This window comes from Streptomyces sp. NPDC005808 (assembly GCF_042871385.1).
In the GTDB taxonomy this organism is placed as follows: Bacteria; Actinomycetota; Actinomycetes; order Streptomycetales; family Streptomycetaceae; genus Streptomyces.
Genome location: NZ_JBIAIK010000016.1, coordinates 71,901 through 93,243, shown reverse-complemented (window position 1 = coordinate 93,243; position 21,343 = coordinate 71,901). Strand labels below are relative to the sequence as shown.

24 protein-coding genes and 2 pseudogenes are annotated in these 21,343 nt (G+C 69.6%); 13 read left to right on the top strand and 13 right to left on the bottom strand.

Features of this window, described 5'->3' with window-relative positions; all coding sequences use genetic code 11:
- Window positions 1-12: 12 nt before the first annotated feature.
- Genes ACFYPC_RS29870 through ACFYPC_RS29860 form a run of 3 tightly spaced genes read right to left on the bottom strand, consistent with a single transcriptional unit; the run spans window position 13 to window position 3,207 of the window.
- Window positions 13-885 carry a carbohydrate ABC transporter permease gene (locus ACFYPC_RS29870; RefSeq protein WP_391888843.1) on the bottom strand — a complete coding sequence of 291 codons (873 nt, stop codon included), beginning with the start codon at window positions 883-885 and terminating at the stop codon, window positions 13-15.
- Window positions 878-1,876: a carbohydrate ABC transporter permease gene (locus ACFYPC_RS29865; protein WP_391888841.1), complete on the bottom strand. Its 999-nt coding sequence runs from the start codon at window positions 1,874-1,876 to the stop codon at window positions 878-880. The genes ACFYPC_RS29870 and ACFYPC_RS29865 overlap by 8 nt, the downstream gene beginning before the upstream one ends.
- 14 nt (window positions 1,877-1,890) lie before the next feature.
- Window positions 1,891-3,207 (bottom strand): ABC transporter substrate-binding protein, encoded by a 1,317-nt coding sequence (locus ACFYPC_RS29860; RefSeq protein WP_391888838.1) that lies wholly within the window; start codon window positions 3,205-3,207, stop codon window positions 1,891-1,893.
- Between the two features lie 202 nt (window positions 3,208-3,409).
- Here ACFYPC_RS29860 and ACFYPC_RS29855 point away from each other — a divergent pair, with 202 nt between their 5' ends.
- Both ACFYPC_RS29855 and ACFYPC_RS29850 read left to right on the top strand, forming a co-directional pair.
- Window positions 3,410-4,717, top strand: coding sequence for an ROK family protein (locus ACFYPC_RS29855; RefSeq protein WP_391888836.1), 1,308 nt, complete (start codon window positions 3,410-3,412; stop codon window positions 4,715-4,717).
- Between the two features lie 142 nt (window positions 4,718-4,859).
- A complete protein-coding gene (locus ACFYPC_RS29850; protein WP_391888834.1) occupies window positions 4,860-5,102 on the top strand; it encodes a hypothetical protein in 243 nt (80 codons plus the stop codon).
- Window positions 5,103-5,249: 147 nt separating this feature from the next.
- Here ACFYPC_RS29850 and ACFYPC_RS29845 read toward each other — a convergent pair whose 3' ends face one another.
- A complete protein-coding gene (locus ACFYPC_RS29845) occupies window positions 5,250-6,206 on the bottom strand; it encodes an SDR family NAD(P)-dependent oxidoreductase (protein WP_391888833.1) in 957 nt (318 codons plus the stop codon).
- 365 nt (window positions 6,207-6,571) lie between these two features.
- The gene (locus ACFYPC_RS29840; RefSeq protein ID WP_391888832.1) at window positions 6,572-7,609 is read right to left on the bottom strand and encodes a PHP domain-containing protein; all 1,038 of its coding nucleotides are present in this window, start codon (window positions 7,607-7,609) and stop codon (window positions 6,572-6,574) included.
- A 200-nt stretch (window positions 7,610-7,809) separates the two neighbouring features.
- Between ACFYPC_RS29840 and ACFYPC_RS29835 the strand changes: the two genes are divergently transcribed.
- A complete protein-coding gene (locus ACFYPC_RS29835) occupies window positions 7,810-8,046 on the top strand; it encodes a hypothetical protein (RefSeq protein ID WP_391888830.1) in 237 nt (78 codons plus the stop codon).
- A gap of 85 nt (window positions 8,047-8,131) precedes the next feature.
- Here the strand turns inward: ACFYPC_RS29835 and ACFYPC_RS29830 are convergent, their stop codons facing one another.
- From ACFYPC_RS29830 to ACFYPC_RS29820, 3 genes are all read right to left on the bottom strand, one after another.
- Complete coding sequence (locus ACFYPC_RS29830; protein WP_391888827.1) at window positions 8,132-9,385, bottom strand: ricin-type beta-trefoil lectin domain protein; 1,254 nt, start codon at window positions 9,383-9,385, stop codon at window positions 8,132-8,134.
- Between the two features lie 138 nt (window positions 9,386-9,523).
- The gene (locus ACFYPC_RS29825) at window positions 9,524-10,096 is read right to left on the bottom strand and encodes a VanZ family protein (protein WP_391888825.1); all 573 of its coding nucleotides are present in this window, start codon (window positions 10,094-10,096) and stop codon (window positions 9,524-9,526) included.
- 105 nt (window positions 10,097-10,201) lie between these two features.
- Window positions 10,202-10,852 carry a DUF4230 domain-containing protein gene (locus ACFYPC_RS29820; protein WP_391888823.1) on the bottom strand — a complete coding sequence of 217 codons (651 nt, stop codon included), beginning with the start codon at window positions 10,850-10,852 and terminating at the stop codon, window positions 10,202-10,204.
- Window positions 10,853-11,402: 550 nt separating this feature from the next.
- Between ACFYPC_RS29820 and ACFYPC_RS29815 the strand changes: the two genes are divergently transcribed.
- Window positions 11,403-12,356 carry a ribose-phosphate diphosphokinase gene (locus ACFYPC_RS29815; protein WP_391888820.1) on the top strand — a complete coding sequence of 318 codons (954 nt, stop codon included), beginning with the start codon at window positions 11,403-11,405 and terminating at the stop codon, window positions 12,354-12,356.
- A 70-nt stretch (window positions 12,357-12,426) separates the two neighbouring features.
- Window positions 12,427-12,498 (top strand): annotated as a pseudogene (locus tag ACFYPC_RS29810) (hypothetical protein); the annotation flags it as partial.
- A gap of 18 nt (window positions 12,499-12,516) precedes the next feature.
- On the opposite strand, the gene ACFYPC_RS29805 reads toward ACFYPC_RS29810, so the two are convergent.
- Both ACFYPC_RS29805 and ACFYPC_RS29800 read right to left on the bottom strand, forming a co-directional pair.
- On the bottom strand, window positions 12,517-12,897 hold the full coding sequence (locus ACFYPC_RS29805) for an anti-sigma factor antagonist (protein WP_391888818.1): 381 nt from the start codon (window positions 12,895-12,897) through the stop codon (window positions 12,517-12,519).
- Window positions 12,898-13,228: 331 nt separating this feature from the next.
- Window positions 13,229-14,179, bottom strand: a complete 951-nt coding sequence (locus tag ACFYPC_RS29800) for an NADP-dependent oxidoreductase (RefSeq protein WP_391888816.1) — start codon at window positions 14,177-14,179, stop codon at window positions 13,229-13,231.
- Between the two features lie 71 nt (window positions 14,180-14,250).
- On the opposite strand from ACFYPC_RS29800, the gene ACFYPC_RS29795 reads away from it, so the two are divergent.
- The 5 genes from ACFYPC_RS29795 (at window position 14,251) to ACFYPC_RS29775 (ending at window position 17,463) form a co-directional block, all read left to right on the top strand.
- On the top strand, window positions 14,251-15,198 hold the full coding sequence (locus ACFYPC_RS29795; protein WP_391888814.1) for a GlxA family transcriptional regulator: 948 nt from the start codon (window positions 14,251-14,253) through the stop codon (window positions 15,196-15,198).
- A gap of 86 nt (window positions 15,199-15,284) precedes the next feature.
- A complete protein-coding gene (locus ACFYPC_RS29790; RefSeq protein ID WP_391888813.1) occupies window positions 15,285-16,139 on the top strand; it encodes a hypothetical protein in 855 nt (284 codons plus the stop codon).
- 16 nt (window positions 16,140-16,155) lie between these two features.
- Window positions 16,156-16,470, top strand: coding sequence for a hypothetical protein (locus ACFYPC_RS29785; protein WP_391888811.1), 315 nt, complete (start codon window positions 16,156-16,158; stop codon window positions 16,468-16,470).
- A 50-nt stretch (window positions 16,471-16,520) separates the two neighbouring features.
- Window positions 16,521-16,985 carry a pyridoxamine 5'-phosphate oxidase family protein gene (locus ACFYPC_RS29780; RefSeq protein ID WP_391888809.1) on the top strand — a complete coding sequence of 155 codons (465 nt, stop codon included), beginning with the start codon at window positions 16,521-16,523 and terminating at the stop codon, window positions 16,983-16,985.
- A gap of 85 nt (window positions 16,986-17,070) precedes the next feature.
- Window positions 17,071-17,463, top strand: a complete 393-nt coding sequence (locus ACFYPC_RS29775; RefSeq protein WP_391888807.1) for a VOC family protein — start codon at window positions 17,071-17,073, stop codon at window positions 17,461-17,463.
- A gap of 50 nt (window positions 17,464-17,513) precedes the next feature.
- Here ACFYPC_RS29775 and ACFYPC_RS29770 read toward each other — a convergent pair whose 3' ends face one another.
- Together ACFYPC_RS29770 and ACFYPC_RS29765 are read right to left on the bottom strand one after the other, a co-directional pair.
- Window positions 17,514-18,530, bottom strand: coding sequence for a glutathione S-transferase family protein (locus ACFYPC_RS29770; protein WP_391888805.1), 1,017 nt, complete (start codon window positions 18,528-18,530; stop codon window positions 17,514-17,516).
- A 122-nt stretch (window positions 18,531-18,652) separates the two neighbouring features.
- Window positions 18,653-19,099, bottom strand: coding sequence for a nitroreductase family deazaflavin-dependent oxidoreductase (locus tag ACFYPC_RS29765; protein WP_391888803.1), 447 nt, complete (start codon window positions 19,097-19,099; stop codon window positions 18,653-18,655).
- Window positions 19,100-19,230: 131 nt separating this feature from the next.
- Between ACFYPC_RS29765 and ACFYPC_RS29760 the strand changes: the two genes are divergently transcribed.
- The 3 genes and pseudogenes from ACFYPC_RS29760 (at window position 19,231) to ACFYPC_RS29750 (ending at window position 20,375) form a co-directional block, all read left to right on the top strand.
- On the top strand, window positions 19,231-19,437 hold the full coding sequence (locus ACFYPC_RS29760) for a ferredoxin (protein WP_391888802.1): 207 nt from the start codon (window positions 19,231-19,233) through the stop codon (window positions 19,435-19,437).
- A gap of 99 nt (window positions 19,438-19,536) precedes the next feature.
- On the top strand, window positions 19,537-19,995 hold the full coding sequence (locus ACFYPC_RS29755) for a nuclear transport factor 2 family protein (RefSeq protein WP_391888799.1): 459 nt from the start codon (window positions 19,537-19,539) through the stop codon (window positions 19,993-19,995).
- Window positions 19,996-20,005: 10 nt separating this feature from the next.
- Window positions 20,006-20,375 (top strand): annotated as a pseudogene (locus tag ACFYPC_RS29750) (hypothetical protein).
- Here the strand turns inward: ACFYPC_RS29750 and ACFYPC_RS29745 are convergent.
- Window positions 20,359-21,327, bottom strand: coding sequence for a hypothetical protein (locus ACFYPC_RS29745; protein WP_391888797.1), 969 nt, complete (start codon window positions 21,325-21,327; stop codon window positions 20,359-20,361). The pseudogene ACFYPC_RS29750 and the gene ACFYPC_RS29745 sit on opposite strands and share 17 nt — an antisense overlap.
- Window positions 21,328-21,343 lie beyond the last annotated feature (16 nt).

Below are 21,343 nucleotides of genomic sequence, written 5' to 3'. Positions count from 1 at the left end.
GGGGGGAGTTGGTCACTTGACGGCTCCCGCGGTGAGCCCGGTGACCAGAAAACGCTGGAGGAGCAGGAAGCCGGCGACCACGGGGACGCTGACGACGAGCGACGCGGCCATGATCTGGTTCCAGTAGACGTTGTAGAGCGTGGAGTAGCCCTGGAGCCCGACGGCGAGTGTGCGGGTCTGTTCGGTGGTCATCACCGACGCGAACAGCACCTCGCCCCAGGCGGTCATGAAGGCGTAGACGGCGACCGCGATGATGCCGGGGATCGCGGCCGGCACGACGACCCGGAACAGTGCGCCGAGCGGCCCGCAGCCGTCCACCAGTGCCGCCTCGTCCAGGTCGCGCGGCACCGAGTCGAAGTACCCGATCAGCATCCAGATCGAGAACGGGAGGGAGAAGGTCAGATACGTCAGGATCAGCCCGCCGCGGGATCCGAACAGGGCGATGCCGGTGGCGTTGCCGATGTTGACGTAGAGGAGGAACAGCGGCAGCAGGAAGAGGATGCCGGGGAACATCTGGGTGGACAGCACGGTGACCGTGAAGACGCGCTTGCCGCGGAAGTTGTAGCGGCTGACGGCGTACGCCGCGAAGACCGCGATCACCACCGAGCAGGCCGTCGCCGCACCCGCCACGATCAGCGAGTTCACGAAGTACTTGGCGAGCGGGATCGTCGTCCAGATGTCGATGTACGGGCGGATGGTCAGGCTGCTCGGCACCCACTCGAACTTCGTCTGGACGTCCTGCAAGGGCTTCAGCGAACTGGAGACCATGACGTAGACGGGCACCAGGACGAAGCCGCTGAGCAGGGTGAGGAAGATCCGCCGGGTCCAGAGGAAAGAACGCGGCTGGGCCATCGGGGAGCGGAGCTTCGTGGAGGTACTAGACATCGGCCGTCTTCCTTCCTCGGGAGGTCAGCAGGAGGTAGACGCCCGTCACGACGAGCAGGAAGAGCAGCAGCAGGACCGACATGGCGGAGCCGTAGCCGAAGTTCCAGCTGACGAACGACGCCTGGTAGATGTGCACCGAGATGAGGTCCGCGGCCGGCGGTGCGGACTTGCCGAACAGGACGTACGGCGTGTTGAAGTCGTTGAACGTCCACAGGAACAGGACCAGGACCAGTACCTGGTTGACAGGTCGCAGCGAGGGCAGGGTGATGCGGCGGATCTGCTGCCACACACCGGCGCCGTCGAGGGCGGCCGCCTCGTACAGGTCCTTGGGGATGTTCTGCAGGCCCGCCATGACGATGAGGAAGGCGAACGGCCAGCCCTTCCACACGGACACGGTGAGCAGGGCGTAGAAGGCGTTGTCGCCGAGAAGCCAGAAGGACGGCTGGTCGGTGATGCCCAACTGGTCGTGCAGGACGTGGTTCACCAGGCCGTTGTCGTGCTGGAACATGAACACCCAGGTGATGACGGCCGCGTAGACGGGCAACGCGTACGGCACCAGGAACAGGGCCCGTAGCAGACCGCGGCCCCGGAAGGCGTCCTGCATGCAGAGCGCGGCCGCCGTGCCGATCAGCCAGCACAGGCCGACCGACAGCAGGGTGAAGCCGATGGTGAGGAGAAACGAGTCGAGCAGCGCCTTGCCGACGGGCCCGTCGAAGTCCACCGACACCTTGTAGTTGTCCAGGCCCGACCAGGGCGCGGTGCCCCAGTCGCGGATGTAGAACTGGGTGAGTTCCTTGAAGCTCATCACGATGCCGATCACCATCGGCACGAGGTGTACGAGCAGTTCGAGAAGCAGGGCGGGCAGAAGCAGCAGGTAGGGCAGTCCGATGCGAGTGATCCGCCCGGGGCGGCGCGGGCCACGCGCCGCACCGGGGGAGTTCTTGCGCACCGTCCGATCGCCGGCCTCTTGGGAGGCGGTCGTGGTGGTCATTTTTGTGCTCGCGCTCACTTCGTCGGCATCTGCGTCTGGGCCTTTTCGAGCTGGGCCTTCACCGACTCCGTCGTCACCGGCTTGCCGGCGGCGGCGTCGGCGAACAGGTTCTTGATGGCTGTACCTACGGCCGTCTCGAACTGGGACTCGTCGGCGACCTGCGGAGCCGCGACGGCGCTCTTGGCGAGCGTGTCCTTCAGCACGGCGGTCGCCGCGGTGTTGAAGGCGGCGTCCGTCTGGGCGGCCTTGACGGGCGGGATGGAACTGTAAGCCTTGTTGAGGATCTTCTGCTCCGCGTCGCTGGTCATGAACTTCACGAACTCGGTGGAGCCGTCGAGGTTGTCGGTGTTCTTGAACACGGACAGGTTGATGCCCATGACCATCGAGTTCACGCTCGTGCCGGTCCCCGGAGTGCCCGACTGCACAGGCACCGGAGCGATGCCGAAGTCGTCCTCGCTCATGCCCTGCGACACCAGGTTGGCGGTCGCGGACTGCCACAGCAGCATGCCCGTCTTGCCCGTGGCGAAGTCGCTGACGGACTGGTTCTGCGCGTACTCGGCGTTGCCCGGCGCGACGATCTTGTCCGTGGCCATCAGGTCGACGAACTGCTTGACCCCCTCGACCGCGCCGTCATTGGTGAAGTCCGGCTTGCCGTCGGCGGTGAAGAAGTCACCCCCGTGCTGCTTGGCGAAGACGACGGCGTGGTGGATGTTCTCCGCGGGGTTCGAGCCTTCGAAGGCCGCTCCCCACTTGCCGTCCTGGGAAAGCTTCTTACCGGCGGCGACGAACTCGTCCCAGGTCGTCGGCGGCTTCGCGATGCCGGCGTCGGCGAACATCTGCTTGTTGTAGTAGAGCGCGTACGCCATCGAGTACAGCGGCACCGCGGCCGGGTCCTGGCCCGCCGCGCCGGTGGAGCCGAGCGCCGACTCCACGAAGCGGTCCTTCCCGCCGATCTTGTCGAAGTTCTTCGCGTCCCAGGGCAGCAGCGCCCCCGTGGCCTGGAGGGAGGCGCTCCACGTGTTGCCGATGTTCAGGACGTCGGGCCCCTGGCCCGAGGTGGCCGCGGTGAGGATCCGGTTGAGCAGATCCGACCAGGGCACGACCTCCAGCTCCACCTTGATCCCGGTGTCCTGCTCGAACTTGTCGAGCTCGGGCTGGAGGACCTTCTTGTCGACCTCGACACTGGTGCCCTGGTTGGAGGCCCAGTAGGTGAGGGTCTTGGGCGAGTCGTTGGACCCGCCGTCCGTCGACGAGCCGCCACCACAGGCGGTCACGGCGGTCAGCATGGAGACAGTGACCGCACCGGCGGCCGCGGCTCGGATTCTGCGCATGGCTCTGGCGTCCCTTTCCGAAGGAGAGTCATGACGGCGTCCGCGGCATGTACAGGCACCCCGCGTACGTCCCTTGCGAGTGTTCACTTCTCGAACGCCCCTCACGACTTAATTTAGGATGTGAGTTAAGACTCGGAAGAAAGTCGCGTCAAGGGTTGGCACAGCGGTATCTTGCAAGTCGGGCGAACCGGAGGGGAGCCACATGGCAGGGCGGAACGGGCGCACAGTCCGTGACCTGCGGCGGGGCAATCGAACCGCCGTACTGCAACGGTTGTATTTCGACGGACCCATGAGCCGCTACGAACTCGGTCCGGCCACGTCACTGAGTTCTGGTTCCATCAGTAACGTCGTCGCGGAGCTGGTCGCCGACGGACTGGTCGAGGAGGCCGGCAGCGTCGACTCCGACGGTGGCCGCCCGCGCACCCTCCTGCGCGTCGCGCCCGCCAGCGGCCACATGATCGGCGTCGACGTCGGCGAAACCCGCGTCCGCGTCGAGCTCTTCGACCTCACCCTCACCGAACTCGCCCGCACCGACCGGCCGTTGGAGCAGCAGGGCTACGACGTCGATGTCGTCGTCGGCCACATCCGCGACGGTATCGCCGAGGTCCTGGCCCAGACGGACATCACCCCCGACCAGCTCCTCGGCGTCGGCATCGGCGTCCCCGGCATAGTGGCCCGCACCCCGGGGCTCGGCGCGGTGGTGCACGGCCAGACCATCGGCTGGGACGCGGTCCCGCTCGAATCCCTGCTCCGCCAGACCTGCGAACTCCCCGCCACCGTCCCCTACTTCGCCGACAACGGCGCCCGGACCCTCGGCCAGGCCGAGATGTGGTTCGGCGCCGGACGCGGCGCCCGCAACGCGATCGTGGTCCTCTTCGGCTCCGGCGTCGGCGCGTGCCTCGTCACGGAGGACGTGGAGTACGGCCGGGCCGTCGAATGGGGGCACTTGACCGTACGGGTCAGGGGGCGCCGCTGCCGCTGCGGTGCTTTGGGCTGCCTGGAGGCCTACGCGGGAGCGGAAGCGCTCCTGGACCGCTGGCGCGAGGAGGGCGGACGCCCGCCGGACAACGTCGACGAGGAGACCGCGCTGACCGCGATGCTCGCGGCCGCCTATCCGCCCGAGGACACCGAGGACGGCCGGGGGGTCGAGCCCGACGCGGTGGCGCTCGCCGTCCTGGAGGAGACCGCCGAGTACCTGGGCGCCGGCCTGTCCGACCTGATCAACCTCTTCCAGCCCGAGCGCATCCTCATCGGCGGCTGGGCGGGCCTCCAGCTCGGCTCCCGCTTCCTGCCCGCCGTACGCCGGTACGCGACCGAGTACGCCCTGCGCTATCCGGCCGAGCGTGTGTCCATCGACCTCGGCAAGCTGGGCCCGGACGCGGTCACCGTCGGAGCCGCCATCCTGCCCCTCGCCGACTTCTTCGCCCGCGGCGGCAGACGTGCCGCACCGGCCGGCGAGAGCCCTTCTCCGGCTTGGCGCACCGCGCTGGAGGACCGGGCACCGCACTGAACTCGGGCGGCCGGTTTCGCCGATCACCCCCGCGGTACCCGCACCGGACGGAAAGCGGCGGGCCTGACTGTGGGGGCCGTGCCGGCGACGGCCGGCCCCGAGTGGGCGAGCCGCGCCGAGCTGCCGAGGATTGGGGTGCGACATGACGGAATACCGACCGGAGGGCCCCGGCGAGAACACCGATCCGGTCCCACGGGACATGCCCGACCAGCAGGTCCAGGAGGACGAGGATCCCTGGGACCTGGCTCCCGCGGCGCGTCCTGGCGAGGACGAGCCCGCCACCGACGTCCCCGACACGGACGAGGCGGGCACAGGCAGAAAGGGTGCCCCGCGCTCGGACACCGTCCACCCCGAGGACCCCGATCCGGGCGAGTCCCCGGACTGACCTCGACGGGGAGGCCCACGGGAGACATGACCGGCGGGGGACAGGCCCTTCACGGCGACGTGACCGGCGAGTGGACACGGTTTTCATGGTGACGCTCGCGCCGCCACCCGTTCCGGGAGGTCGCGGCCCGTCGCTCACCTCACGGGCTCAGGCGAACGCGTTCACTCCGGTCAGCTCCGCCGACAGCTCCCACAGGCGTGCGGCCTGCTCGGGGTCGATCGTATACGCCTTGACGCCGGTCCGCTCCTGCGCCGGAGCGGGCTCGGCGATGTCGCAGTCCTCGCAGTACACCCCGCCCATGCCGGTCAGTTGCGGGGAGGTCGCCGCCCACACCTGGGTGGCCGCGCCCTGCTCCGGGGACTTGAAGGCCTCGGGGTGCAACAGCTCGCCCTCCTCGTCGATCCAGCCGCGCTCCATCATCTCCGCCTGGGAGAGGTGACGCTGGAGCGGCGTGAGGATGCCGCCGGGGTGCAGCGAGAAGGCCCGTACGCCGGACTCCCGGCCGAGCAGGTCGAGCTGGACGGCGAACAGCACGTTCGCCGTCTTTGCCTGTCCGTACGCCTCCCACTTGTCGTACCCGGTCGTGAATTCCACGTCGTCCCAGCGGATCGCCGAGTTGTGGTGACCGCCCGAGGACACGGAAACCACGCGCGCTCCACCGGGTGCGATCGCCGGCCAGAGCCGGTTGACGAGCGCGTAGTGGCCGAGGTGGTTGGTCGCGAACTGCGCCTCCCAGCCGGGCCCGACGCGGGTCTCTGGGCAGGCCATGATCCCCGCGTTGTTGATGACCAGGTCGACGGTGCGACCCGAGGAGAGGAACCCCTCGGCGAAGGCGCGGACGCTGTCGAGGTCACCGAGGTCGAGTTCGTCCACCTCGACGCCCTCGATGCCGTCCAGCGCCTCGCGCGCGGTGGACGGGCGCCTCGCGGGGACGACGACGTGGGCGCCTACCTTGGTGAGCGCGCGCGTCGTCTCCAGGCCGAGGCCCGAGTACCCGCCGGTGACGATCGCCAGCTTTCCGGAGAGGTCGATGCCCTCGAGGACGTCGGCGGCGGTGCTCCGGGCGCCGAAGCCCGAACCGATCTTGTGCTGTGCAGTGGTCATGTCTCGAACGCTACGAACTGGAGGGCACTCGAAGTCAAGCGGAGGCCGACGGGTGGGCGGGCACGGGAAGACCCCGACCGGACGGGGGAATCTCGGTCGGGGTCGTCTGTGGGTGGGCACGGACGGCGGTCGCCTCTCGGCGGGGGGCTCCGCAGGGCTTCAGCCGAACGATCTTCCCTGCGGGCGATGGATGAGGCCCGGGGACACTGTTCCATCCGTACCCACGGTTTGTTCAACGGAGAACTAACGGTGGGTGTTCCCCGGGGCGTGCTCGGGCCTGGTGATGTACGTCACGGGCACGGCACGGGACGGCGCCGACTGGTGCACGGCCGGAGACCGCGGCCGACGGGCGCCCCGGGGTGATGTCAGGGGCCGCCGACGCGTGCCGGGACCGTCCGGTCCCTGGTCCAGGAAAGCAGTTCGTCTGCCGTCCAGGTGGTGATCACGCGTTCCGCGGGCACCCCGCACTCCTCGGCCCGGGCGCAGCCGTGAATCTGCCAGTCGAGCTGCCCGGGGGCGTGCGCGTCGGTGTCCACGGAGAACAGCACGCCCGCGTCGACCGCACGGCGCAGCAGCCGGCGCGGCGGGTCGAGCCGTTCGGGGCGGCTGTTGATCTCCACGGCCGTGCCGGACTCCGCGCAGGCCGCGAAGACGGCCTCCGCGTCGAACTCCGACTCGGGCCGGCCGCGCCCGGTGATCAGACGGCCAGTGCAGTGCCCGAGCACGTCCGCCAGCGGATTGCGTACGGCGGCGACCATACGGCGGGTCATCGGCCGCGCGTCCATGCGCAGCTTGGAGTGCACGGACACCACCACGACATCGAGCAGGTCGAGCAACTCCGGGTCCTGGTCGAGCGACCCGTCGTCGAGGATGTCGCACTCGATGCCGGTGAGCAGCCGGAAGGGCGCCCATCGCCGGTTGAGTTCCGCGATCACCGCCAGCTGCTCGCGCAGGCGCTCCGGGGACAGCCCGCGCGCCACGGTCAGCCGCGGCGAGTGGTCCGTGAGCACTGCCCACTCGTGGCCGAGCCGCGCCGCCGTCCGGCCCATCTCCTCGATCGGGCTGCCGCCGTCCGACCAGTCGGAGTGCAGATGGCAGTCGCCGCGGAGCAGTGCCCGCAGCCGCTCACCCCCCTGGGCGAGCGGTGCCCCGGCCTCCCGCTCCAGCTTCTCCAGATAGCCCGGCACCTGACCGGCCAGTGCCTCGCGCACGACCTGCGCCGTCTTGGGGCCGACGCCTTTGAGGGACTCCAGTGACCCGGCGGCGGCGCGCTCCGCCACCTCGGCCTCGGGAAGTGCCGCGAGCGTGGCCGCAGCGGTGCGGAAGGCACGTACGCGATAGGTGGGGGCCTGGCCCCGCTCCAGCAGGAACGCGATCCGGTCCAGCGCCTCGACGGGGTCCATGGGCACCTCCCTTCCCTCAAGCCTTGCCCAGCCGTGGCCTGCCCGCACGGCGGACGGCCGCCACCGGCCGGAGGCGGGAACGCTCACCCGGCTGGGCGAACACGCCGACCCCCGCCGTCCCGCCGTACGAGGGGCCGCCGGGGCGCCGGAGCCTCCCGCGCGCAGCCGCCGGCCGGAGGAAACCGCTCTACGCTCCGGGTATGACCGAAATCGCGAGCCCCCACCTCTCCTACCCGCGAATCGTGGTGCTCGGGGTACAGCCGGGGAAGCCGCCGTTCCGGATCATGGAGATCGACGGCGAAGTGGTCGCCCGGGTCGAGGCGCTCATCGACGTACTGACGACGGCCGCGGCCTACGGCATCACGGTCCACGATCTCGACGACCCGGCCGTGGTGCGCTGGGTGGGCGGCGACAAGCTGACCTGGATACCTCGCTGACGCTGCTGCGGGAGAACGGAGAACACGGAAGGTCCGGCAGGGGTGAACCCTGCCGGACCTTCCGCTTGCCCGCCCGGGCGGTCTGTCAGCCAACCGTCCACTTCTGGTTGGCTGTGCCGGTGCACGTCCAGATCTGCAGACGTGTGGCATTGGCCGAGTTGTTGCCCGTGACATCCAGGCACTTGTTGGCCTGTGGGTTCACGATGTCATTGGCCGAACTGACCACCCATTGCTGGGCGGCGCTCCCGTTGCAGTCGTAGAGCTGCACGGTCGAGCCGTCCGCCGTGCCGCCGCCCGTGATATCGAGGCACTTGCCCAGCGCGCGGATCGTGCCGTCCGAGCCGACCGTCCATTGCTGGGCGGCGCTCGCGTTGCAGTCGTAGAGCTGTACGGCCGCGCCGTTGACCGAGCTGCCCCCGGCGACGTCCACGCACTTGCCCGCGAGGCCCCTGATCGGAACCCCGCCGACCGAGGTGTCGCTCGTGGTCACCTTCACCTCGTCAACGACGAGGTACTGCGGGAAGACGGTGGAGCTGTTGGGGTCACCCGGCCAGTAGCCGCCGACCGCGAGGTTGAGGATCAGGAAGAACGGCTTGTTGAACACCCACGCGTTGCCGCCGACATCGGCGGGCGTACGCGTCTGGTAGACGACACCGTCCACTGACCACTTGATGGAGTTGGGCGCCCAGTCGACCGCGAACGTGTGGAAACCGTCCGCGAACTGCTGGCCGTTCGGCAGGGTGTAACCGGCGCCGATGCCAGTCGAGCCGGAGTATCCCGGTCCGTGGATCGTGCCGTGGATGGTCGACGGCTCGTAGCCGACGTTCTCCATGACGTCGATCTCACCCGACGCGGGCCAGCCGACCGAACCGAGGTCGTTGCCGAGCATCCAGAACGCGGGCCACATGCCCTGCCCGCGCGGAACCTTCAGCGTGGCCTCGACACGGCCGTACTGAGCCGTGAACTTGCCGGCGGTGTTCAGCCGGGCCGAGGTGTACTGGCACGTCCCGTACCAACACTGGTAGTTGGCCGGATTCTCCTTGCGAGCGGTGATGACCAGGTGGCCCTGGCCGTCCAGCGCCGCGTTGTTGGCACCGGCCGTGTACATCTGCCGCTCGGCGTTGTTCACGTTGTCGCCGGTCTCGATCTGCCACTTGTTAGGATCCACGGCCCATCCGGCGGAGCCGTCGAACGTGTCCTGGAACACCACTGCCGCCGCGCTCACGTCATCGGCAGCCGCTGCGGGACCCGCCTGCGCGGGAGCGATGGCGGCGGACGCGATGAGCGTGGCGGACAGAGCGGCAAAGAGGCATCTTCGGAGCAGGCGCGGAGAAACCACGACTCTCCCTTCTGTACGCGACCCGGGGAGAGGGGCGGGTCGACTGAGGTGGGGGGTACATGCTTTGCCTCTTGATTTAAGAAGTGAGGTAAGGGGGTGTCAAGGCCCTGGTCCGGACCATTCGTTCACACTGCCGCCTCAGGCGTTCCTGGATGTGTTTCGCGTGCGACGACGCCCGTGCACCGCTCGGGCGAGCCGACGCCCGAGGAGCAGGTATCCCAGCAGGGCCCCGGTCGTGTTGAGGATCACGTCGTCGATGTCGAAGGCCCGCCCGGTGATGAGCGCCCCCTGGAGCATCTCGACCAGCAGCATGACCACCGCGGTCAGCAGCAGCACGCGCAGGACTCCCCGGGTCTTGGGCGCCAGGACGGGCAGCAGTAGTCCGAAGGGCACTCCGAGCAGAATGTTCCCGCCGATCTGCTTGAAGGCGTCGCGCATTTCCGGTTGGTTGAGATAGGCGTTCAGGGAACGGCCGGGGTGCAGATTGGTGTGGATCAGCGACTCGGACGCCGGGGACGGCTCCAGGGTCACCCGGGCCAGCGCGGCGGCGAAGGCCACCATCGCCCCGAGAGCCAGCAACATGACCAACAGCCGCACGGGAAGGGGGAGTGCTCCCCGCGCCCGTGCCGGTTCTCGTCCCTGTTCCTGCTTCCGCGTGGACGGCTGGCGACCCGACTTCGCGGTCCGAGCACGCAATGCCGTACGCAGCATGCGATCCTCCATTTTCAACTGCCTGTGGGTGAAGCCGACTACCCGCGATGGGGAAAACGATGTCGAGGGACACGGCGGCCGGACGAGTTCCGCGCCGGGTCCGGCTCATGTGCCGTAGGTGACCTTCACCTCCGTGAAGCCGAGCGAGGTCAGCAGTCCTTGGAGCATGCTGGTGGTGTTCTCCTCGGCGCGCGCGGTGAGGCGGCTGTCCTTCGCGGCGTCGCCGATGTGCTTGACCGCGAGCTGCTGCACGGCCTGCTCGCTGTTCGGGTTGTCCGAGAAGATGTCGCCGATCCGGTCGAGGAGACCGCGCTGCTTGGAGACGGCGTAGGAGTTGTCGGGGTCGAGCGCGGGCTTGCCCAGCGCCGCGTGCGGCAGCCGGAGCGTGGCCGACGTACGGTCCTCGTTGACCGTGACGTCCTTGTCGTCGATCTTGCCGAGGTCGACGTACGAGTCGACCGTGCCGGCGCCCACGTACAGGGTGCGGGTGCCGCGGAGCGCGTCCGGCAGGTACTTGGCGTCCTTCTCCAGGTCCACGACCACCTGGAAGTTCCCGGAGGCGGCGTCGTAACGGCTCATGTCCTGGATGGACTTGAGGAGCGTGGGGCCGCTGCGGTCGTTGGTTTCCGTGCCGAACACATCGCGCAGCCCCGGCAGAACAGCCAGCCGCAGGCCTGCGAACAGCACCACGAGCACCAACACGAAGGCGCTGAGCACCTTCGCCCACCCGGGCAAGCGCTTGATGGACGTCGTCATGTCTACGGTCCTCTCTTTCACCTAACCAGATGCCCCTCAAATCCCTTGGTAGGCGCACTTGTTGGTGGGCCGGCGCAGGAGACGGACACGCGGGGTCCGTCCGGCGCGGAGTGTCTGCTCCGGCGCGCCCGGATCCGGACCACCCGAGGGGGAAAGTTCGGCCCCTGCGCCCATGCCTCAGGTGACCACCCCAGGACGCCCTCCGGGCCGCAGCGGCCCCGTCCGCCCAGCCGGCTTCGCGACCAGCCGCAGCAGGTGTTCACGGCCGCCTGCGCACCGCGCGATTCGCGTACGCCGATGACTCATCGGGTCCAGGTGCCGTACCGGATCTGTGCGACCCACAGGGGGGCGGCTCATCAGGTCACGGGTCTGCGGCCGGACGCTCTCGCCGTCGAACAGCCGCCGCCGGTGAGGCGTCCCCGGGGGTCGTCCGCAGCCGCGTTTCCCCCGGTTGGGGCGCCGGGCGCGGGCAAGTAGCATGAGGAACGGATCCCGGGTCGATCATGCCGAAACCGGCGGCGTATCCGGTTCGATCATGCGAGGAGCGGTCGTGCGTGACATCGCCGTGTTCAGCGGTAGTGCCCATCCCGAACTGGCCGCCGAGGTCTGCGCGCATCTCGGTGTGCCCCTCAGCCCGAGCCGCACCAGCCGGTTCGCCAACGACTGTCTGGAAGTGCAGCTTCAGTCCAACTGCCGGGAGCGCGATGTCTTCCTGGTGCAGCCGCTGGTCAGGCCGGTGCAGGAGAATCTCGTCGAGCTGCTGATGATGTGCGACGCGGCGCGCGGCGCCTCCGCCGGGCGGATCACCGTGGTCATGCCGCACTACTCGTACGCCCGCTCGGACAAGAAGGACATGCCGAGGATCTCGCTCGGCGGACGGCTGGTCGCGGACCTGTTGGTGGCGGCGGGAGCGAGCCGGGTGCTGGCGATGACACTGCACTCCCCGCAGGTGCACGGGTTCTTCTCGGTGCCGGTCGACCATCTGCACGCCCTGCGGGAACTGGCCGCGCATTTCCGGCACCATGACCTGTCGCGTACGACGGTCGTGTCGCCGGACCTGGGCAACGCCAAGGAGGCCGCCCACTTCGCGCGGCTGATCGGCGCCCAGGTGGCCGCGGGCGCCAAGCAGCGCTTCGCCGACGACCGGGTGAGCATCAGTTCCGTCATCGGTGAGGTCACCGGCCGGGATGTCATCGTCCTTGACGACGAAATCGCCAAGGGCAGCACCGTCCTTGAACTCCTGGACCGACTGAGGGAGTTGGGTCCGCGCTCCATTCGCGTCGCCTGCACCCACGGACTGTTCGCGGCGGGCGCGCTGAAGCGGCTCAGCGACCAGCCCGACGTCCTTGAGATCGTCTGCACGAACACCGTGCCGATCCCGGCCGAGGAGCACACCGGGAAGCTGCGGGTCCTGTCCATCGCCCCGGCGCTCGCCGAGGCCGTGCGGCGCATTCACAACGGTGAGTCCGTCAGCGCCCTCTTCGACACACCTGAGAACGAATAGACCTGTTCGACACGCCTGAGAACGAATACACAGGTGTAGTGGCGAGACTTCCTGCCGTCGCTCAGCCAGGGGGCTGAAGTTCGCCATCCGCGAGGGCGGCAGGACGGTGGGAGCAGGGCAGGTCACCGAGATCCTCACGTAGCCGGGCGCCGGACGGGCGTCAGAGGGTGCCCGAGGTGGCCTCGGGCTGCCCCAGCGCCTCGTCCAGCGACGCGGACGGCGGCAGCAGCTGTGAGAGGCCGGTCACCTTGAGGATCCGCAGGGTCAGCGGGTGGATGCAGACGAGGTGCAGCCGGCCCTCCCGGGCGAGCACGCGGCGCCTGGCCCGGTACAGCAGGCGCAGCCCGGAGCAGTCGAAGAACTCGACCGGCCGCAGGTCGATCACGATCTGCGGTGCCTGGCCACCCGTCGCGGAGTCCAGGAACGGAGTGACCTCCATCGCCGCGAGGATGTCGATCTCCCCGTGCAGTTCCAGCACGGTGTGACCGCGGTGCCGGTGGACACGCAGATGCCGGGTGTGGGGTGCGGGGCCGGGCGCCACGACGGCATCACCTCCAACCGGCTTCCTCGCTCTGCAAGTTACCCTCGTTGGGATGAATTTCAGCATGTTCGATTGACATATGTCTTCGATTTGCTTGAAGCGTCGTCCTCGCGGCCGACGGTTGTCGTCCTTCAGGAGGAGGCGACGAAGTTGCGACGGCGAGCGCCAGGCCCTGCACAGGGCCTGGCGGAACCGGTCGATCCGGCGAGCGTGCCGACGCGCCGACCGCGCGCGGCACCCTCGTTCCTGTTGGCTCCCCGCCCTACGGCGCCGAAGCCGACGACTGCCGGCGGGAGTTCTCAGTTCGGTCGGCGACCACCGGCGACCGCTCTCAGTCGACGACCAGCACCAGCTTGCCCGTGGTCCGGCCGGTGTCGCCGAGCCTGTGCGCCTCGGCGGCCTCGGCCAGCGGGAACGTCCCGGCGACGGTCGCGCGCAGCTTGCCCGCCTCGACGAGTTCCGCGATCGTCTCCATGCCGGCGCGATCGGCGTCGACGAGCAGCCGGACCGCCCGTACGCCGAGCCGCTCGGCCTCCTCGTAGAAGTCCTCCGTACCGATGGGCAGGATCGAGACCACGATCCCGCCCGGACGCAGGACCCGCAACGAGCGGACCGCGTTGTCGCCGCCGATCGTGTCCAGGACGACGTCCACCTCCTTCACCGCCTCGGCGAAGTCGGTCTCCCGGTAGTCGATCGCCTCGTCCACGCCGATCTCGCGCAGGAATTCGTGCTTGCCCGCGCTCGCCGTACCGATCACATACGCGCCCCGCGCCTTGGCGATCTGCACGGCCACATGACCGACCCCGCCGGCCGCCGCGTGGATCAGCACTCGTTGCCCGGGCCGGACGTCCGCCGTCTCGACCAGCGACTGCCACGCCGTCAGCGACACCAGCGGCAGCGCGCCCGCCTGGACGTGGTCGATACCGGCGGGCTTGAGGACGAAGGCGCGGGCCGGGGCAGCGACGTACTCGGCGTGCGAGCCGTGCCCGAACGGGTAGGACAGCATGGCGAAGACCTCGTCGCCGGGCTTGAAGCGGGCGACGCCGGCACCGACGGCCTCGACCACACCGGAGACGTCCCAGCCGAGGACGAAAGGCGGCTCGCCGAGGAAACCGCCGGTGGCGCGGTGCTTCCAGTCGGTGGGGTTGACCCCGGCGGCACGGACCCTGACGAGGATCTCGTTGGCCCGCGGCGCGGGCCGCTCCACCTCGACCACTTCGAGGACTTCGGGACCGCCGAGGACGTGTTGGGTGATGACTCGCATGGTGTTCACAGTGCTCATGGTCGTTCAGCCTGCCGTGCGCCGCCCGGCAGGAAAATGGCACGATGGCCAACCTTCGATAGGATCGTGCCATGCAGCGTGTGGAGCGGGTCGTGGTCCTGGCGCTCGACGGCGTCTACCCCTTCGAGCTGGGCATCCCCAGCCGCATCTTCGGCGCGGCCGGTGATCGCTACGAGGTGCTGACGTGCACCGTCGACGGCGGTCCGGTGCGCACCGTCGCGGATTTCTCCGTCACTGTTGACCACGGACCCGAGATTCTCGAGACGGCGGACACGGTCGTGGTCGCCTCCGTGGCGACCTCGCACATCCCGACCGGGCTTCCCACCGAGGTCGCCGACGCCCTCGCCCGGATCCGCCCGGACGCACGGATCGTCTCGATCTGCACGGCCGCCTTCGTCCTCGCGGCCGCCGGTCTCCTCGACGGCCGCCGCGCCACCACCCACTGGCACGTCGTCGACCGTTTCCGGGCCGAGTATCCGCAGGTCGACCTCGACCCGGACGTGCTCTTCGTCCACGACGGCCGGATCCTCACCTCGGCCGGCGCGGCCTCCGGAGTCGACGTCTGTCTGCACATCGTGCGCACGGACCACGGCAGCGAACTCGCCAACACCGTCGCCCGATGCTGCGTCGTCCCGCCGTTCCGCGACGGAGGACAGGCCCAGTACATCGAACAGCCGGTCCCCGAGCCCGGGGTCACGAGCACGGCCGCCACCCGCGACTGGGCGCTGACCCGGCTCGACGAGCCCCTCCCCCTGGCCGACCTCGCCCGGCACGCCGGGATGAGCCTGCGCACCTTCGCCCGCCGCTTCCACGACGAGGTGGGCCTGAGTCCCGGCCGCTGGCTGATCCAGCAGCGTGTCGTCCGGGCCCGGCACCTGCTGGAGTCCAGCGACCTGCCGGTCGACCAGATCGCGGGCCGGGTCGGCTTCGCGACGGGCGCCTCCCTGCGCCAGCACCTGCACGCCGCGATCGGCGTCACGCCCCAGGCGTACCGACGTACCTTCCAGGCGACCCGCTAGGCACTGCGATCGGCACTGAACGATCACCGCCGCTCCCGCGTCGGAGGAGGGAACGGAAGAACGGCAGTCGGCGGACAGGGGTGGGGATGCGTAAACGGATCGCGGCGACGGTGATTGCGCTGGGGCTGACAACGGTGGGGTGCGGCGAGGAGATGCGTGACGACCTGGTGGTCACCGGAACGCCCCCGGCCACGCCCTACGCCGGGCCCCTGGACCTGCCGTTCACGGTGAGCGCAGACGGCAGTGAACGGGAGGCCGAGGAGAGTTCGGGCGCTGCCGGCCGGGCGCTGGAGTGCGACGGCGAGATCTATGCGGGCAGCGGAGGCGAGACGTGGACCAGGGCTGACGGCGGCTCGACACCGGAGGAGGGCCTGAACGCGTTCTTCGACATGGACCAGCCCCAACTGCCCGACCACGGCTACCGGATCGAGAGCAGGCAGGGAGACCGTGTCCTGTTCTCCTACGACGTCGACGGCAGGACGAAGGTCGCCGTCGTCGTCGCCAAGGACCAGCCGGACCACCCCGGTTGGGGCCCGGAGACCAACGCCTCCTGCGACCCCGCCGAACTCCCCGCGAGCTACACCGACGCGATTTCGGAGGAGATCTGGACCGACCGCGCCGGCCACCGCGTGCCCACCACCGTGCTGACCAGTTACGTGGGTGCCGAGCACTGCGACTGGGAGAGCGCGCACTTCCTGGGGATGGGCCGGGACGAGGACAGCAGGCAGTACGCGCGGGATCCGAACGGGGTGCTGGGGACCGAACTGCTCACCGCCGCCTACGACGGTGACGTCCCGATGCCCGCCGACGCGCACGACACCGGATACCGCTTCGAGGACTGGCAGCTCTGGCTGACGGACGACAAGTCGACGGCGTACGTCCGCACCTCCGACGGGGTGGAGGCGTGGCCCGAGGCGAAGGATTTCGTGGCCTGCATGTGAGACGTCATCGGCTCCGGTGCAGGGCGACCAGCAACTGCCGGACGGGGTGAGCCACTTCCCGGGAATGGCGTCGGCCCGGTCCTCGCTGCCGCGGCCCTACGACGCCGCGAGTGTGGCTCTTCCGCGCGCCGCGCCCGCGAGGCGGAGGCCGGCGTCCGGCGGGCGACGTACGCGGCTGCCGCCGACATACACCCGCACATCGCCGCCACCGCACCTGGTGGCCGACATGCGGCACAGCGTCTACCCGGCGGCGCTCGACATGCTGCTGACCGCGGCGGCGGCACGTCCGGCGGAGATCACCGCACGGGGGAAAGGCGGTCCGCCACAATAAGGGAACGCCCGGCCGTCACACCTGTACGACGCCCAACAGGAGGCTGCTCGATGACGAACCCGCCCGCCCGAACCCCCAAGCAACGCAAGCAGGACACCCTCAACCGGCTGGAGCACGACGAGGATGTCTGGGTGTCCACGGCCGCCGAGGACGGCGCAAGCCCCTACCTGGTCCCGCTCTCCTTCCTCTGGGACGGCGAGACTCTGCTGCTGGCCACGCCGGCCGCCAGCCCGACCGGCCGCAACCTGCGGGCCACCGGCAAGGCACGTCTGGGCATCGGTCCGACCCGCGACGTGGTCATGATCGAGGGCACCGTGCGGACGCTGGAACCCGTCGAGCTGCCGGAGGGGGTCGGCGACGCCTTCGCCTTCAAGACCGGGTTCGACCCGCGTCGACTCACCAGCGCCTACCTCTACTTCAGCGTCACCCCGCAGCGCGTCCAGGCCTGGCGCGAGGCCAACGAGATCGCCGGCCGCGACCTCATGCGCGACGGCGAATGGCTCGTCGCCGACTGATTCGGCCGTACGGGGTAATACGGGAAGGCGAGGCAGCAGACGCCCGGGGAGGCCGTCGGCGCCCGGTAATCCCTACGGAGGAAGCATGACACTGGTCACGGCAGGCGTCGTGGTGCTGGACTGCGCCGAACCCGAGAAGCTCGCCGACTTCTACAAGGAGCTGCTGGACGCCGAGGAGACGGACGCGAACGCGAACCGTGTGGAGATCAGGGGCACCGACGGCATCCGGATGGCCTTCCGCCGGGACATGTCGGCGACGCCGCCGAGCTGGCCGCGTCCCGAGAGTTCCCTACAGGTCCACCTGGACTTCCACGTGGACGACCTCGACGCGGCCGAGCTCAGGATCATCGGCCTCGGCGGCCGCCCCATCGAGACGAAGGACCCGTCCGGTCCCTTCGAGGAACGGGGCTACTCCGATCCGGCCGGACACTCCTTCACCTTGCGCCACGCGGCGACGACCGCGCCGAAGCAGGACTGACTGCCGAGGTACGCCGCTGAAGCGGGGGTGGATCCGACGTCCGCGTTCCGTCACGGGCGGCCGGGCGCCGGAACCCTCTCGCCCTCGGGCACCGGGCCAGGCGCGGTGCCGTCGCCGAACGGCCGGCCACCGAGCTCCTCGCGGTGATGAGGTGTCAGCCAGCCGGACAGGTCGGGTCCGAGGGGAACGATGCCGGTCGGGTTGATGCCCGTGTGGACCTGGTAGTAGTGCCGCTTGATGTGGTCGAAGTCGACCGTGTCGCCGAAACCGGGTGTCTGGTAGAGGTCGCGGACGTAAGCCCACAGGACCTGGTTCTCGGTCAGCTTCCACTGGTTGCACTTGAAATGGCCGTGGTAGACGGCGTCGAAGCGGACGAGCGTGGTGAACAGCCGGATGTCCGCCTCGGTGATCGCCTCACCGACGAGATAGCGCCGGGCACCGAGCCGCTCGGTCAGGAGATCAAGTCGCCGGAAGAGGCCGCGGCAGGCCTCCTCGTACTCCTCCTGGTGCGAGGCGAAGCCCGCCCGGTACACGCCGTTGTTGACGTCCTCGTAGACGTCCTCCATGACCTCGTCGATCTCGTCCCGCAGCGCTGCCGGATACAGGTCGGGCGCGCCGTCCCGGTGCAGGGCCGACCACTCGGTGGCGAGGTCGAGGGTCAGCCGCTGGTAGTCGTTGGTGACGAGCTGCCCGCTGGGTACGTCCACGAGAGCGGGCACACTGACGCCTCCGGGGTAGCCCGTCTCCCGCGCGTCGTAGGCCTCGCTGAGGAAGCGGATGCCGAGAACGGGGTCGCGGGCGTCGGGGTCCAGGGTGAACCGCCAGCTGCGGTCGTCCTGGATCGGATCGGTGATCGCCAGCGACAGGGCGCCCTCCAGACCGAGGAGACGGCGCGAGATCACCGCTCGGCTCGCCCAGGGACAGGCGCGGCTGACGACCAGCCGGTAGCGGCCCGCCTCCACGGGCCAGCCGTCCCGGCCGTCCGCCGTGACGCGGTCGGCGAAATGGCTCTTGGACCGCCTGAATGCCTTCTTACCGAGATCGGCGTTTCCCTCGGTTTCGCTCATGACGCCTCCAGGCGGGGCAGGGAAAAGCCCCGCCGCGACGGGGGGACGCGACGGGGCCTGGAACTCGGGTGCCCGGCAGGCGGCCGGGCATGCATGCCGATGCGAAGGAAATTCGGCGCCGGTCAGGCGTCCGTCGGCTCCAGCACGAAGACCGGGATCTGCCGGTCGGTCTTCTGCTGGTAGTCGGCGTACGGGGGATACGCCGCGACCGCGCGCTCCCACCACTGCGCCTTCTCCTCGCCGGTGACCTCACGGGCCGTGTAGTCGCGGCGCTCGGCGCCGTCCTGAAGCTCCAGGTGGGGGTCCGACTTGATGTTGTAGTACCAGACCGGATGCTCGGGCGCGCCGCCCTTAGAGGCGACCACCGCGTAGCTCCCGTCGTGCTCGACGCGCATCAGCGGGGTCTTGCGGATCTTGCCGCTCCGGGCACCGCGGGAGGTGAGAATGATGACGGGCAGGCCCGTGTCCATCAGTGTCGTCCCCTTGGTGCCCCCGGAGCTCTCGTACAGCTCCACCTGGTCGCGCACCCATTGCTCAGGGCTGGGTTCGTACTCACCCTCAAGAGGCATGATTTCCGTCCCATCGTTGCGTTGGTACTTGTTCTGTCCCAGCAGAGTTCAACACCCGCGCCGGCGCAAATCATCCGCCCTGGTCGGCGCCTCGGCTGGCGCACCCTGTGCCCCGGTAAGAAGCTGCCAGCATGAACATCGACCTCTCGATCTCCATCGACAAGGACGTCTGCATCGGCGCCGGCCAGTGCGCCCTCGCCGCCCCGGGCGTCTTCACCCAGGACGACGACGGAGTCAGTGAGCTGCTGCCCGGCCGCGTTCACGGCGCGGGCGACCCTATGCTGCGTGAGGCGGCACGAGCCTGTCCCGTCGGCGCCATCACCGTGTCCGACACCTGAACAGCGCGCCTGTCGCTGAGCATCCACCAGCAGTCGCGCCGCTCCAAGTACGCCACCACGAGCTGCTCCTTCGCGGGAAACAGCTGTCAGGGAGACTCCATGGCCGATCGCCCGCCCCTTCCACCGTTCACCCGTGAGACGGCCGCCCAGAAGGTCCAGGCGGCCGAGGACGCCTGGAACACCCGGGATCCCCACAAGGTCTCGCTCGCCTACTCCGAGGACTCGGTCTGGCGCAACCGTGGCACCTTCGTGACGGGTCGCGCCGAGATCGTCGAACTCCTGACGGCGAAGTGGGCGCGCGAACTGGACTACGCCCTCCGCAAGGACCTCTGGGCCTTCGACGGCAACCGCATCGCGGTCCGTTTCCAGTACGAGTCCCGCGACGCCGACGGCCAGTGGTGGCGCAGTTACGGCAACGAGCTGTGGGAGTTCGACGAGCACGGCCTGATGACCCGGCGCGAGGCGAGCATCAACGACGTCCGGATCGAGGAGAGGGAACGCCGGATCCTCGGCCCCCGCCCCCACTCCGAGCGTGGGGACACCTTCCCGGTTCACTAGGGTCTTCCGCGTGAGTGAACACCCGGAGAAGCCCTTCCTGTATCTCGTCGTCTGCGCGGCCGGTATCGCCTCGGACGTCGGCGAGCTGATCATCGCGGCACAGGAGCGGAACTGGGAGGTGGGCGTCATCGCCACCCCGCAGGGCCTCGGCTTCATCGACGCCGCGGCCGTCGAGGCGCAGACCGGCCGCCCCATCCGCTCCGCGTGGAGGGCCCCCGGCGACCCTCGGCCTTTCCCCGGCCCCGAGGGCCAGCGTCGACCGGCTGGGCGCCATGGGCGTCCGGTTCGGCGCGCCCCACTCCGGGGAGGCCCAACAGGGCGGCGGGCGGCCGGAGTTCCGCTGGGAGCGGGTGCTGGACCTGCTCACTCCTCGCACGTGACGGTGGGGCCGACGAGCATGCCCCCGGTGAACACGGTCTGGCCCTGCGGCATCCAGTAGCCCGCCTTGGAGACGACGGTGGAGCAGGTGTCCTTCACCGACACCTGGACGACGACGGTGGAGGGCCGGCCCGGCTGGAGATCGGTGAGCGCGCAGTCCAGCGCGTGGCCGCTCCTGGTCGTCGACGGGTAGCGGCCGGTCAGCGGATTCACGCAACGGGGGTCGGACGTGGCCAGTTCCACGCCGGACGACTCCTCCCCGATGATCCCGAGGCGTGCGCTGCCGTCCCCGCGATCGCTGTCCCGCGCGACCGTGTACGTCACGAGGGTCACGGAGTTCGGCCGCAGCACACTCCGGTCGACCTCGATGCGATGCGTGGGCGGCGCCTTCGGCTCGGTCAGGGTCAGCGTGGCGTGGACCTCGCCGCGCAGATCGACACCGGCGGGCGACGAACGCACCTGCACGCTGCCGCTGACGTCGTAGGTCCCGGGTCCTGGGTACTCCTTGCCGCTGGGGAGCGGACCCGTCGCCAGGGTCTGCCCGTCCCGCCGTACGGTCCAGGTGCCCGAGGTGAGACAGGCGTACGTCACGGACCCGGGCCGCCCGCAACGGGCCGGAGCGGACACGGAGATGTTCGGACCGCCCGTGCCCACGCAGAGGCTGACGGAGGCGCGCTGCCCGCCCTCGCCCTTCAGGGTGCCGGCGTGCGCGCAGAGCGTCGCAGGAGCAGGAGCAGGAGCAGGAGCAGGAGCAGCAGCAGGCGTCGGCGTCGGCGGCCCTTGAGCCGGCACCGGGGGAGCGGCGGACCGGTGAACGGCCTCCGCGGGCGGCTGCCCCAGGGCTGCCACCCCGGCCGCGGCCAGCACAGCCAACGCGGCGAGCGTCCTACGAGACGTGGGACTGGTGAGCACCGGATCCTCCTGCACGGCCGCGACCGGCCCGGTGCCGGTCATGCGCTGTTGACGATGC

Excerpts from the sequence above, each read along its gene's own strand:
- ACFYPC_RS29865 (WP_391888841.1), bottom strand. The coding sequence starts at position 1,876 with ATGACCACCACGACCGCCTCCCAAGAGGCCGGCGATCGGACGGTGCGC.
- ACFYPC_RS29745 (WP_391888797.1), bottom strand. The coding sequence starts at position 21,327 with ATGACCGGCACCGGGCCGGTCGCGGCCGTGCAGGAGGATCCGGTGCTC.
- ACFYPC_RS29760 (WP_391888802.1), top strand. The coding sequence starts at position 19,231 with ATGAACATCGACCTCTCGATCTCCATCGACAAGGACGTCTGCATCGGC.
- ACFYPC_RS29870 (WP_391888843.1), bottom strand. The coding sequence starts at position 885 with ATGTCTAGTACCTCCACGAAGCTCCGCTCCCCGATGGCCCAGCCGCGT.
- ACFYPC_RS29775 (WP_391888807.1), top strand. The coding sequence starts at position 17,071 with ATGACACTGGTCACGGCAGGCGTCGTGGTGCTGGACTGCGCCGAACCC.
- ACFYPC_RS29835 (WP_391888830.1), top strand. The coding sequence starts at position 7,810 with ATGACCGAAATCGCGAGCCCCCACCTCTCCTACCCGCGAATCGTGGTG.
- ACFYPC_RS29795 (WP_391888814.1), top strand. The coding sequence starts at position 14,251 with ATGCAGCGTGTGGAGCGGGTCGTGGTCCTGGCGCTCGACGGCGTCTAC.
- ACFYPC_RS29840 (WP_391888832.1), bottom strand. The coding sequence starts at position 7,609 with ATGGACCCCGTCGAGGCGCTGGACCGGATCGCGTTCCTGCTGGAGCGG.
- ACFYPC_RS29765 (WP_391888803.1), bottom strand. The coding sequence starts at position 19,099 with ATGCCTCTTGAGGGTGAGTACGAACCCAGCCCTGAGCAATGGGTGCGC.
- ACFYPC_RS29820 (WP_391888823.1), bottom strand. The coding sequence starts at position 10,852 with ATGACGACGTCCATCAAGCGCTTGCCCGGGTGGGCGAAGGTGCTCAGC.
- ACFYPC_RS29850 (WP_391888834.1), top strand. The coding sequence starts at position 4,860 with ATGACGGAATACCGACCGGAGGGCCCCGGCGAGAACACCGATCCGGTC.
- ACFYPC_RS29780 (WP_391888809.1), top strand. The coding sequence starts at position 16,521 with ATGACGAACCCGCCCGCCCGAACCCCCAAGCAACGCAAGCAGGACACC.
- ACFYPC_RS29770 (WP_391888805.1), bottom strand. The coding sequence starts at position 18,530 with ATGAGCGAAACCGAGGGAAACGCCGATCTCGGTAAGAAGGCATTCAGG.
- ACFYPC_RS29790 (WP_391888813.1), top strand. The coding sequence starts at position 15,285 with ATGCGTAAACGGATCGCGGCGACGGTGATTGCGCTGGGGCTGACAACG.
- ACFYPC_RS29755 (WP_391888799.1), top strand. The coding sequence starts at position 19,537 with ATGGCCGATCGCCCGCCCCTTCCACCGTTCACCCGTGAGACGGCCGCC.
- ACFYPC_RS29855 (WP_391888836.1), top strand. The coding sequence starts at position 3,410 with ATGGCAGGGCGGAACGGGCGCACAGTCCGTGACCTGCGGCGGGGCAAT.
- ACFYPC_RS29800 (WP_391888816.1), bottom strand. The coding sequence starts at position 14,179 with ATGAGCACTGTGAACACCATGCGAGTCATCACCCAACACGTCCTCGGC.
- ACFYPC_RS29845 (WP_391888833.1), bottom strand. The coding sequence starts at position 6,206 with ATGACCACTGCACAGCACAAGATCGGTTCGGGCTTCGGCGCCCGGAGC.
- ACFYPC_RS29825 (WP_391888825.1), bottom strand. The coding sequence starts at position 10,096 with ATGCTGCGTACGGCATTGCGTGCTCGGACCGCGAAGTCGGGTCGCCAG.
- ACFYPC_RS29860 (WP_391888838.1), bottom strand. The coding sequence starts at position 3,207 with ATGCGCAGAATCCGAGCCGCGGCCGCCGGTGCGGTCACTGTCTCCATG.